7 protein-coding genes are annotated in these 12523 nt (G+C 34.4%); all 7 read left to right on the forward strand.

Annotated elements, in window-relative coordinates; genetic code table 11:
* Positions 1 to 6: 6 nt before the first annotated feature.
* The 7 genes from IW18_RS15340 (at position 7) to IW18_RS15370 (ending at position 12428) form a co-directional block, all read left to right on the forward strand.
* Positions 7 to 2319: a glycoside hydrolase family 3 protein gene (locus IW18_RS15340; RefSeq protein ID WP_041518768.1), complete on the forward strand. Its 2313-nt coding sequence runs from the start codon at positions 7 to 9 to the stop codon at positions 2317 to 2319.
* Between the two features lie 259 nt (positions 2320 to 2578).
* Positions 2579 to 3469 carry an alpha/beta hydrolase gene (locus IW18_RS15345; RefSeq protein ID WP_041518769.1) on the forward strand — a complete coding sequence of 297 codons (891 nt, stop codon included), beginning with the start codon at positions 2579 to 2581 and terminating at the stop codon, positions 3467 to 3469.
* A gap of 129 nt (positions 3470 to 3598) precedes the next feature.
* Positions 3599 to 6049: a glycoside hydrolase family 3 C-terminal domain-containing protein gene (locus IW18_RS15350; RefSeq protein WP_041518770.1), complete on the forward strand. Its 2451-nt coding sequence runs from the start codon at positions 3599 to 3601 to the stop codon at positions 6047 to 6049.
* 121 nt (positions 6050 to 6170) lie between these two features.
* Positions 6171 to 7814: a DUF6377 domain-containing protein gene (locus tag IW18_RS15355; protein ID WP_041518771.1), complete on the forward strand. Its 1644-nt coding sequence runs from the start codon at positions 6171 to 6173 to the stop codon at positions 7812 to 7814.
* Between the two features lie 210 nt (positions 7815 to 8024).
* The gene (locus IW18_RS15360; RefSeq protein WP_041518772.1) at positions 8025 to 10241 is read left to right on the forward strand and encodes a glycoside hydrolase family 3 C-terminal domain-containing protein; all 2217 of its coding nucleotides are present in this window, start codon (positions 8025 to 8027) and stop codon (positions 10239 to 10241) included.
* A 296-nt stretch (positions 10242 to 10537) separates the two neighbouring features.
* Positions 10538 to 11185, forward strand: a complete 648-nt coding sequence (locus IW18_RS15365; RefSeq protein ID WP_041518773.1) for a DUF1349 domain-containing protein — start codon at positions 10538 to 10540, stop codon at positions 11183 to 11185.
* Between the two features lie 109 nt (positions 11186 to 11294).
* A complete protein-coding gene (locus IW18_RS15370; protein WP_041518774.1) occupies positions 11295 to 12428 on the forward strand; it encodes an acyltransferase family protein in 1134 nt (377 codons plus the stop codon).
* Positions 12429 to 12523: the final 95 nt, after the last annotated feature.

A 12523-nucleotide genomic window follows, 5' to 3' on the forward strand; every position in this document is an offset into this window, starting at 1 on the left:
CATAAAATGAAAAAAGTAATTATAACAGCCGCTTTAGCTTTTTTGATAAGTGCTACAGTACAAGCACAACAAGAAAATTTTACGATTGTAAAAAATAATAAAGGTGCAGATTTGGGATATTCTCCTGAATCTGGCATCAAAATTCTAACCGTTAACGGAAAGAAATTTAAAGATTTAAATAAAAATGGAAAGCTGGATAAATACGAAGATTGGCGTCTTTCGGCAGATGAAAGAGCCAAAGATTTAGCCTCGCAAATGACAATAGAACAAATTGCAGGATTAATGCTGTATAGCCGTCACCAAGCATTGCCAGCAGGAGTTTCTGGTTATAATGCCGGAACGTACAACGGAAAAGTATTTCCGGAAAGTAATGCCAAAGCGTATGATTTAACAGATCAGCAAAAAGCATTTTTAAAAGAAGATAATCTTCGTCACGTATTAATTACAAAAGTACAAAGTCCGGAAGTTGCCGCTTTATGGAACAACCAAATGCAGGCTTTTGTAGAAGGAATCGGATTAGGAATCCCAAGTAATACCAGTACAGATCCGCGTCATACCGCAAATGTAACTTCAGAATTTAACGGTGGAGCAGGCGGAGAAATCTCGATGTGGCCAGATGGATTAGGAATGGCATCAACTTTTGATCCAAAAATTGTAGAGCAGTTTGGGCAAATTGCTGCCAAAGAATATCGCGCGCTTGGAATTGCAACTGCTTTATCGCCACAAATCGATTTAGGATCTGAGCCAAGATGGTATAGAATCTCAATGACTTTTGGCGAAAGCCCAGCTTTAACCAGAGATATGGGAAGAGCCTATATTGACGGTTTTCAAACTTCATACGGAAAAGATGAAATTAAAGATGGTTGGGGTTACAAAAGTGTAAATGCAATGGTAAAACACTGGCCAAGCGGTGGCGCCGAAGAAGGCGGACGCGACGGACATTGGGCTTACGGAAAATTTGCAGTTTACCCGGGCAATAATCTGCAACAGCATATTGATCCTTTTATAAATGGTGCATTCAAGTTAAAAGGAAAAACAAGCAAAGCTTCGGCAGTAATGCCTTATTACACGATTACTTTTAATCAGGATAAAAAATACAATGAAAATGTAGCCAACGGTTATAGCAAATATATTATTACTGATTTATTGAGAGATAAATATGGTTATGATGGCGTAGTTTGTACAGATTGGTTGGTAACTGGCGACGAAGGAAAAACACCTAATTTATTTGCTGGAAAACCTTGGGGAGTTGAAAATCTTTCGATAGTAGAAAGACACTATAAAGCAATTGTTGCCGGAGTAGATCAATTTGGTGGAAATAATGATAAAAAACCAGTTCTTGAAGCGTATCAAATGGGAATCAAAGAATTTGGAGAACCTTTTATGAGAGCGCGTTTCGAAAGATCGGCAGTTCGATTATTAAAGAACATTTTTAGAGTTGGACTTTTTGAAAATCCATATTTAAATGTTGCCGAAACAAAAGCAATTGTTGGAAATCCTGAATTTATGAAAGCAGGTTACGATGCACAATTAAAATCAGTAGTATTATTGAAAAACAAAGCTTCAGTTTTACCATTAAAAGAAAAGAAAACCGTTTTTATTCCAAAGATTTACACCGCTTCGACCAAAGATTGGTGGGGAGTTGCAAGTCAGCCAAAACTTGATTATCCAGTTAATCTGGAATTGGTAAAGAAATATTATAATGTTACCGAAGATCCATCAAAAGCAGATTTTGCCATTGTTTTTGTAACAAGTCCACAAAGTCTAGAAGGTGGTTATGACTTAAAAGACAGACAAAACGGAAGCAATGGTTATGTGCCAATTTCATTGCAATATGGAACTTATACTGCGACAGAAGCAAGAGCAAAAAGTATAGCAGCCGGAGATCAGGTGATCGACCCAACAATTAAAGACAGAACCTATAAAAACAAAACCGTTACGGTTGCCAATACTATGGATTTAAGAACTATTCTGGATACCAAAGATATGATGAACGGTAAACCGGTTATTGTATCAGTTACAGCTTCAAAACCTATGATTTTTAATGAATTCGAAAAACAAGTTGATGGAATTGTTTTGAATTTTGGAGTCTCGTCTCAAGCTGTTTTAGATATTATTTCAGGAAAAGCAGAACCATCAGGATTGTTACCGGTTCAAATGCCGGCAAACATGGAAACGGTTGAAAAGCAATTCGAAGATGTTCCCTATGATATGATTCCGCATAAAGACAGCGAAGGAAATACTTATGATTTTGCTTATGGATTGAACTGGAAAGGTGTTATTAAAGATGCTCGAACAGAGACTTATAAAAAGCAGTAAATTTTTGTACGATTCCTAAACCTGACAGGTTTTTAAAACCTGTCAGGTTTGTTGAGTCGCAAAGTAAACACAATCTTGTCATCCTGAGGAACGAAGGATCACACACGATTCCTCAAATAAAGTCGACAATAATTTGTCAGGCTGAGCGAAGTCGAAGCGCACGCAAAGTTTTGACACTGTTTATCGAGTTTCTTGTGGGACTTTGACTTCGCTCAGTCTGACAAACATTGAGAGTAAAAACTATAAATGAATTTATCACATGAAAAATAAAATCACAATACTATTCGCTTTTCTAATGCTTTCAGCAACAACAGTAAAAGCACAAGAAACAGTAAAACTATACGCCGGAAAAGCTCCGGGATCTGAAAACTGGACACAAAAAGAAGCTCAAATGTACTCTGATCTTTTTAAAACAGAGGTAGTTTACAATGTTACAGATCCTTCTTTATTGGTTTATCAAGTTCCTAAAGGAGTAAAAAATACAGGAACAGCAATTTTAATTGCTCCAGGCGGAGGTTTCCAGAGTTTATCTATCAATAGAGAAGGAAAAGAACTGGCCGAAATTTTAAGTAAAAAAGGAATCACAGCTTTTGTTTTAAAATACCGTTTAAACAAAACCGAAACCAATGATCCTGCGAGAGAAATGATGGAGAAATTAAAAGACAGAGCAGCTTTCGAAAAAAACTCTTTGGCTACTATAAAGTTGGCAGCACAGGATGGAAAAAATGCTTTGAAATATGTTCGTGACAATGCTTCAAAATACGGAATTGATACAAAGAAAGTTGGTATAATTGGATTTTCGGCAGGAAGTACAGTTGCAATGGAAACGGTTTTGGAAAACACAGCAGATCAACAACCAGATTTTATCGCAAATATTTACGGAGGTCCAAGACCAGAACTTTTAACAGTTGCAACTCCAGAGAAAAAGATTCCAATGTTTTTGTGTGCAGCAAGCGATGACCAATTAAAACTAGCTCCAAGAAGCATTCAAATGTATAATAAATGGCTTGAGGCAGGACAAAGCGTTGAGCTTCATATGTACTCAAAAGGTGGACATGGATTTGGTACTGGAAAACAGAATTTACCTGTTGATTCATGGGAAATCCGTTTTGAAGAATGGCTTACATTACAAGGATTCTTAGTGAAGTAAAGAGAAAAGGTTTCACACAGATTTAGACAGATTTGAGCAGATTAAATAAAAAAAATCTGCGTTTATCTGCTTAAATCCTTTTTTAATCTGCGTGAAAATTAATTAAGACTATTTAAAACTATCTATATTATGAAACATAAACTTATAAAAACCGCGAGAATTACGCTTTTGACAGCATTGGTGCTTTCAAATTTGTCTTGGAAAACAATTCCGAATGACGAAACGAATCCGCCAGTTCTAACTATTAAGGGATTTAAATTTTTCGATTTAAACAGAAACGGAAAATTAGATATTTGGGAAGACACTCGTCTTTCTGTCGATCAAAGAATTGATGCCATCATCAAAGAAATGACCAATGCCGAAAAAGTAGATTTACTTATAGGTACCGGAATGCCGGGAATCGAAGTATTAACAGGTCCAGTTGGAGATTCTAAGCAAGGTTTGGTTCCCGGTGCTGCCGGAGGAACTGCTGCTTTTGAACGATTTGGAATTCCTGCAACTGTTGTAGCCGATGGTCCTGCTGGTTTAAGAATTGCGCCAACGAGAGATAATGACTCTAAAACTTATTATGCAACGGCATTTCCGGTAGGAACGGCTTTGGCTTCGACTTGGAATAAAGCACTTTTAGAAGAAGTTGGAAAAGCAATGGGTAATGAAGTAAAAGAATATGGAGTTGATGTTTTATTAGCGCCTGCCTTGAACATTCAGAGAAATCCATTGAACGGTAGAAACTTCGAATATTATTCTGAAGATCCATTGATCTCTGGAAAAACCGCAGCAGCGATTGTAAACGGAATTCAGTCACAAGGCGTTGGAACTTCGATCAAACACTTTGCAGTAAATAATGAAGAAACTAATCGTTTAACGATTAATGCTCATGTTTCTGAAAGAGCGATTAGAGAATTGTACTTAAAAGGTTTTGAAATCACGGTTAAAGAATCTCAGCCTTGGACTGTAATGTCATCTTATAATAAGCTGAATGGCGAATATACATCTGACAGAAAGGATTTGCTAACAGAGGTTTTAAGAAACGAATGGGGTTTTAAAGGAATCGTAATGACGGACTGGTTTGGCGGTTTCCCTGGTTTTGAATCGATAAGAAGTGGAGGAATTTCTGATGTTGTAAAACAAATGAATGCTGGAAACGATCTTTTAATGCCAGGAATTCCTGCGCAGAAAAAAATATTATTAGAAGCTTTAAACTCTGGTAAATTATCTCAGGAAGTGGCAAATGTAAATGCAAAAAGAATTTTAGAATATGTTTTTCGTACACCAACTTTTGCAAAATACAAATACAGCGATAAACCAAACTTAGCTAAAAATGCCGAAGTAACTAGAAACGCTGCGGCAGAAGGAATGGTTTTGCTTAAAAATGAAAAAAATGCATTGCCATTTGCTGACAAACAGAAAGAAGTTTCAGTATTTGGAGTTACTTCTTACGCTTGGATTACAGGCGGTACAGGAAGCGGAAGTGTGAATAATAAACACACCGTTTCTCTTTTAGAAGGTTTAACGGCAGCAGGTTATAAATTAGACAAAGAATTGGTTGATTTGTACAAACCGCACGCTGAAAAAGAAGTTGTTGCTGAAAAAGAACGAAGAAAAGTAAGAGGAATTTTGGCTTTGCCAGAAAGACTTCCAGAATTAAAAATGGATGATGCTTTTATTGCTAAAAAAGCAGCAAGTTCTGAAATTGCTTTTGTGACTTTAGGAAGAAATTCTGGAGAAGGCGGAGATAGAGTTGTCGATAATGATTTCAATATGGCAAATGAAGAGATTGAAATGTTGGACAAGATTTCAAAAGCTTTTCATGGAAAAGGGAAAAAAGTAGTTGTTATTTTAAACATTGGAGGAGTTATCGAAACAGCATCTTGGAAAGATAAAGTAGACGCTATTTTACTTGCTTGGCAACCTGGTCAAGAAGGTGGACACTCAGTTGCTGATGTCGTTTCGGGAAAAATAAATCCATCAGGAAAATTAACGATGACATTTCCAGTAAAATATTCAGATACACCATCGGCTAAAAACTTCCCGGGATTTCCTGTAGATAATCCAAAAGAAGTGACGTATCAGGAAGGAGTTTATGTTGGATACCGTTATTTTAATACATTCAATATAAAACCATCTTACGAATTTGGTTTTGGTAGTTCTTATACCTCATTTGATTATGCTGATGTAAAATTAAGCGCACCAACATTCAAGGATAAACTTACGGTCTCAGTAACGGTTAAAAATACCGGAAAAGTAGCCGGAAAAGAAGTAGTTCAAATATATCTTTCGGCTCCGGCAAAATCTATTGATAAGCCAAAAGAAGAATTAAAAGCTTTTGCAAAAACAAAAGAATTAAAACCAGGAGAAAGCCAAACGTTACAATTGACTTTATCTCCAAAAGATCTGGCTTCATTTTTAGAAAATAAAAGTGCATGGATTGCCGAAGCCGGAACTTATAAAGTTTTGGTTGGTTCTTCGTCTTTAAATATTAAAAAAACTGTCGAATTTTCAGTTCCTAACGAAATCACGGTTGAAAAAGTTAAGAAATCCTTTCAATTGGATACTCAATTTACAGAGTTAAAACCTTAATTTATTATATAATAAGAACAAAAAAGACTGATTAATTTCAGTCTTTTTTGTTTAACGAAATATGCACTTTTCTTTTGTAGCACTTTATTATATTTGTAAGTCTCATTTAGTATCCATCAGCTTGAAAAAATTTATTCAGTTTCTTTTAATCGTTCTCATTAGTTTTCCTGTTTATGCATTGGATGATACTTCGATTATTATAGAAAAACTAAACGATGCACTAAAAAACAAAGGGCAATACGTTAGGCTAAAAGAAGAACGTATTTTGAACTTTAAAAAAATTAAATCTGATGATTTAACTAAAGAACAAGAGTACAATTATAATAAAACACTGTATACAGAATATTTGAAATTCAATTCAGATTCGGCTATTTTGTATGTCAAAAAGAATCTGAAACTTGCCAGCGAAATTCAAAATCCGGAATTATTAAATTTGGCAAATCTTCAATTAGTTACACTTTATTCGTCTTCAGGGAAATATCGTGAGTCCGAAGCTATTTTAAAAAGTATAGATAAAAAAAAGCTGTCAAAATCATTGCTACAAAATTATTATGTAGCTTATCGTGAGTTTTTTGAGCATTATGCTGCCAACAGTTATGATGTAAAATACATTCAGCAAATCCAAAAATACCGTGATTCCTTATTGACAATTTTAGATCCCAAAACATTAAACTATCAAATCAATAAGATACAGCAAATAATGTCGCAAAAAAAGGGCGACATTGCCGAAAAGCAGTTATTGGATTTGTTTAAAAATACCAAAGAAGATGATCCGCAATATGCAATGATCACCTATCTTTTGGGTAAAATTTATGAAACAAGACACGAATTAGAACTAAGGAAGAAATACTATGCACTTTCTGCAACTTCAGACATAAAAAAAGCAAACAAAGACAATGCATCATTACAGGAATTGGCTTTGGTTTTTTATGAAACGGGAGATGTAGATATGGCGTATAAACTGACTCAATCAGCAATTGAAGACGCATTATATTGCAATGTTCAGTTTCGAACCCTTTTAATGTCAGAAGTATATTCGATAATAAACACCGTTTATCTGGAAAAAGAAGCCAAGCGAAAAACGGAATTACAATTGTATCTTTTATGTATCAGTTTATTATCGGCATTTTTGATCGTAGCTATAATTTATGTTTATAAGCAAATGAAAAAAGTTTCCAGAATTCGTGGAGAACTTTTCATTACAAGTCAAAAACTGGCCGAATTGAATAAGGATATTACAGAAACTAACAATCAGCTACAGGAACGAAACGCACAACTATCAGAATCTAACCATATTAAAGAGGAGTATATTGCGCATTTTTTTAGCCTTTGTTCGACATACATTAATAAACTCGAAAATTACCGCATTATTTTAAACAAAAAGGCAACCGCCAAACAGTTTGATGAGATTTACAAAATGCTAAAATCGACTACTTTGGTCGATAACGAACTCGAAGAATTATACAAAAACTTTGATGTAATCTTCTTGAATTTATATCCCACTTTCGTGAAAGACTTCAACGCGCTTTTAATTAAGGAAGAACAAATCGTGTTAAAACAAGGAGAACTGCTCAATACGGAGCTTCGTATTTTTGCTTTAATTCGCCTAGGAATTACTGATAGTGTAAAAATTGCAGCCTTTCTTCGTTACTCTTTAAGCACTATTTATAATTATCGCACAAGAGCTCGAAATAAAGCAGCAGTTTCGCGAAATGATTTTGAAGAAATGGTCATGAAAATAGGCTTAATTTCGATAAAAATCTAATTAATTATTTTAAAATCACTACTTTTTTTATTGGTTTTAAATTATTAAATAATTGAATTTCAGTATTTTGACTTTTTATTTCACTACTTTTTTTCATTTAAAATTTCAAAACGTACTATAACGTTTTAGCTTTACATTATAATTAAAAGGTACTTTTGACATTTAAAGTCTCTTTTGATTTTAATTAAATGCTTTAATAAATTAATAGTTATGTTTAAAAACGTTAAAACAATTGTTGTTTTACTTTTGCTGAGCTCGATTGGTGTGAATGCACAGAATAAAGTTCCGGTTTATTTAGATGATAAAAAACCTATTAGTGAGCGTGTAGAAGATGCGCTTGCAAGAATGACAACTGATGAAAAAATTGCCATGATTCATGCGCAATCTAAATTTAGTTCGCCGGGTGTACCACGTTTAGGAATTCCTGAAAACTGGATGACTGATGGACCACACGGAATTCGTACTGAAGTAAAATGGGACGAATGGGATCAGGCAGGTTGGACAAATGATTCTTGTATTGCATTTCCGGCTCTTACAGCACTATCTGCAACTTGGAACAGAGAGATGTCTTCTTTATACGGAAAATCAATTGGAGAAGAAGCACGTTACCGTAACAAAAATGTATTATTAGGTCCTGGAGTTAATATTTACAGAACTCCGTTAAACGGGCGTAACTTCGAATACATGGGAGAAGATCCTTTCTTGACCTCAAAAATGGTTGTTCCTTATATAAAAGGAGTACAAGCAAATGGAGTTGCAGCCTGTGTAAAACATTTTGCTTTAAACAATCAGGAAACAAAACGTAACTCAGTAAACGTAATTGTTGATGATCGTGCATTATACGAAATCTATTTACCTGCTTTTAAAGCCGCAGTTCAAGAAGGAGATGCTTGGGCAATTATGGGAGCATACAATAAATATAAAGGTCAGCAATGTTGTCATAACGAATATTTGTTAAATGATATTCTTCGTGGCGAATGGGGATTTAAAGGTGTTGTAGTTTCAGATTGGGGAGGAGTTAGCGATACAAAACAATCTATATTTAATGGTTTAGATATGGAATTTGGTTCTTGGACAAACGGACTTTCATGGGGAACAAGCAATGCTTATGATAACTATTTCTTAGCCAAACCTTATTCAGAAATGATTAGAAAAGGAGAAGTAGGAACTAAAGAATTAGACGAAAAAGTACGTCGTATTTTACGTTTAGCATTCTTAACCACAATGGATAGAAACAGACCTTTTGGATCTTTTGGAACACAAGAGCACGCAGAAGCTGGTCGTAAAATTGCCGAAGAAGGAATTGTATTGCTTCAAAACAAAAACAATATTTTGCCAATTAATCTTTCTAAAACAAAGAAAATAGCAGTTATTGGCGAAAATGCCATCAAAATGATGACAGTTGGAGGAGGAAGTTCTTCGCTAAAAGCAAGATATGAAATTACTCCGCTTGAAGGTTTGAAAAAAAGAATTGGTAACCAAGCCGAAATAGTTTACGCACGTGGTTATGTTGGAGATCCAACAAGTAATTATAACGGAGTAATCGCAAAAGTAAGTTTAGAAGACAAACGTTCTCCTGCTGAATTAACTGCTGAAGCTCTAAAAGTAGCTAAAGATGCAGATGTTGTATTGTTTATTGGTGGAACAAACAAAAGCGATTTACAAGATGCAGAAGGTTTTGATCGTAAAGAACTTGGGCTTTCATACGGTCAGGATCAATTAATTAACGAATTGGTTAAAGTAAATAAAAATATAGTTTTTGTAAATATATCAGGAAATGCTGTGGCAATGCCGTGGGTAAAAGAAGTTCCGGGAATTGTACAAGGATGGTTTTTAGGTACAGAGGCAGGAAATGCTTTGGCAGCAATTTTGGTTGGAGATGTAAATCCTTCAGGAAAATTATCGTTCACATTCCCAGTAAAATTAGCTGATAATGGAGCTCACGCTTTAGGAGAATTCCCTGGTGGAGATGACGTAACATACAAAGAAAGTATTTTTGTAGGGTACCGTTGGGCAGACAAACAAAAAGCAAAACCTTTATTCTCTTTCGGTCACGGATTAAGTTATACAACTTTTGAATACGGAAAAGTAACAGCAGATAAAAAACAAATGTCGGCTGGAGATAAAATTACATTCTCAGTTAAAGTTAAAAACACAGGATCAAGAGAAGGTTCAGAGGTGGTTCAGCTTTATATCAGTGATTTAAAATCCTCTTTACCACGTCCGATAAAAGAATTAAAAGGATTTGAAAAAATTGCACTTAAAGCAGGAGAAGAAAAAACAGTAACATTTACAGTTGATAAAACGGCATTGAGCTTTTTTGATGATAAAAAGCATGACTGGGTTGCTGAACCGGGAGCTTTTGAAGCAATCGTTGGAGCATCTTCTACAGATATAAAATCTAAAGTGAGTTTTTCACTTCAATAATTTCATTATTTCTAAATTGGTTGGTTGTAAAGCTGCAAGTGTAAAAAGTTGCAGCTTTACTGTTTAAAATTGAATTTTATTTTTTCACCATTAAGTGTTGTGTTTGCTGAGATTAAAAAAGTTTTACCATTAAGATATTAAGTTAATTAAGCATTGTGTTTACTACTTAAAAAAAGGTTTAACTATTAAGAAAGCTAAGCATTGTGCTTAATTTAACTAAAAAAATACCATCAAGATATTATGCGTAAAGCTTAATTAACTTAATATCTTAATGGTAAAAAAAAACAAAAAAGAACATGAAAAAAATTGTACTCAGTGCTATGGTTTTATTTTTGGCACAAAATCTTTCGGCGCAAAGCCTTAATAAAATGCAATGGTTTAACGAACCTGAAAAATGGGAAATTAAAAACAATGCATTAATTATGAATGTTACTGCTAATAGTGATTATTGGCGCATTTCGCATTACGGGTTTACGGTAGACGATGCACCTTTTTATTATACTACTTATGGCGGAGAATTTGAAGCCAAAGTAAAACTAACCGGTAATTATATCGCTCGTTTTGACCAAATGGGGTTAATGCTTCGTATCGACGAGAAAAACTACATTAAAACCGGAGTAGAATTTGTTGACGGAAAATTTAATATTAGTACTGTTGTAACGCACGACAAAAGCGATTGGAGTGTAACTACGCTCGAAAAAGCACCACCATTTGTATGGATAAAAGTGGTAAGAAGACTTGATGCTGTTGAGGTATTCTTTTCTTACGATGATAAAAATTATATAATGACCAGAAACGCGCCTTTGCAGGATAACACGCCCGTAATGGTTGGTTTAATGGCTGCATCTCCAGACGGAAAAGGTTTTGAAGCTAAATTCGAAAATTTCAAAGTGACACATTTACCAGATCAACGCAGATTAGAGTGGCTTAAAAATCATCAGTAATAATTATTAATTATTGATTGTTAATTGTAAATTGGGCAATCTTTAATAGTTAACAATTAATCATTTATAATTAACAATTAAATACTAACCTTTTAACCACCAAAAAAATATGAGTTCAATAGCAATGGACATTAAACCAAAAAAACATTATGAAATTCTAGATGGTTTACGAGGAGTAGCCGCAATTTTAGTCGTTATCTTTCACATTTTTGAAGCTTTTAATGAAGGAAGCCGTTTCAAACAAATAATCAACCACGGTTATTTGGCAGTAGATTTCTTTTTTCTCTTGTCAGGATTTGTTGTAGCATATGCATACGACGATCGTTGGGGGAAATTAACACAATGGGAATTTTACAAACGACGTTTAATTCGTTTACAGCCCATGGTAATTATGGGAATGATCATTGGAGCTATTTTTTATTACTTTCAGGCTTCAAATGTTTTTCCTCAAATTGCAGGAATGGAAGTTTGGAAAGTGATTTTAACCATGGTAATTGGTTTTACATTATTGCCAATTCCGCCCTCATTAGAAATTAGAGGTTGGGGCGAAATGCATCCGCTTGATGGTCCTGCATGGTCACTTTTCTTTGAATACATAGGTAATATTCTATATGCATTATTCTTCCGTAAATTCTCGAATACAGTTCTAACAATCTTTGTTTTAATATTTGCAGGAATGCTTATTAATCTAACCGTTTTTGGCCCAAAAGGAGATGTTATTGGAGGTTGGTCATTAAACCTGGAACAAATGAATATTGGTTTTACGCGATTGTTATATCCATTTTTTGCAGGAGTTTTACTTTCTAGATTGGGAAAATTGATTCATATAAAAGGAGCTTTCTGGGTTTGTAGTATTCTAATTTTAGTAATTTTTAGTATACCAAGAATTGGCGATGAAAACAGTTTGTGGATGAATGGTTTATACGAATCATTTTGCATCATAGTATTGTTTCCATTAATAGTTGCAATTGGAGCAGGAGGAGAAATCAAAAATCCACTTTCACTAAAAATATGCAAAGCATTAGGAGATATATCCTATCCAATTTACATCATACATTACCCACTAATATATTGGTATATGGCTTGGGTAATCGATAATAAAGTTACTTTAAAAGAAGGATACCCGTTAGGAATTGGAGTTTTAGTTGCAAGTATAGTAATTGCTCTTCTATGTCTTAAATTCTACGACGAACCTGTACGCAACAGACTTACGAATAAGTTTTTAAGAAGAAAAGTTTCTTAAGGAGAGGGGCAAAGGTTCAAAGGCACAAAGTTTCAAAGTTTTTTTCTTTGTCCCTTTGAGCCTTTGCAACTTTGAACCTTTAAAAAAAGCTTGAA

Origin of the sequence: Flavobacterium hibernum, from assembly GCF_000832125.1 — a bacterium.
Taxonomy (GTDB): Bacteria; Bacteroidota; Bacteroidia; order Flavobacteriales; family Flavobacteriaceae; genus Flavobacterium; species Flavobacterium hibernum.

Excerpts from the sequence above, each read along its gene's own strand:
- IW18_RS15370 (WP_041518774.1), top strand. The coding sequence starts at position 11,295 with ATGAGTTCAATAGCAATGGACATTAAACCAAAAAAACATTATGAAATT.
- IW18_RS15340 (WP_041518768.1), top strand. The coding sequence starts at position 7 with ATGAAAAAAGTAATTATAACAGCCGCTTTAGCTTTTTTGATAAGTGCT.
- IW18_RS15350 (WP_041518770.1), top strand. The coding sequence starts at position 3,599 with ATGAAACATAAACTTATAAAAACCGCGAGAATTACGCTTTTGACAGCA.
- IW18_RS15365 (WP_041518773.1), top strand. The coding sequence starts at position 10,538 with ATGAAAAAAATTGTACTCAGTGCTATGGTTTTATTTTTGGCACAAAAT.
- IW18_RS15360 (WP_041518772.1), top strand. The coding sequence starts at position 8,025 with ATGTTTAAAAACGTTAAAACAATTGTTGTTTTACTTTTGCTGAGCTCG.
- IW18_RS15345 (WP_041518769.1), top strand. The coding sequence starts at position 2,579 with ATGAAAAATAAAATCACAATACTATTCGCTTTTCTAATGCTTTCAGCA.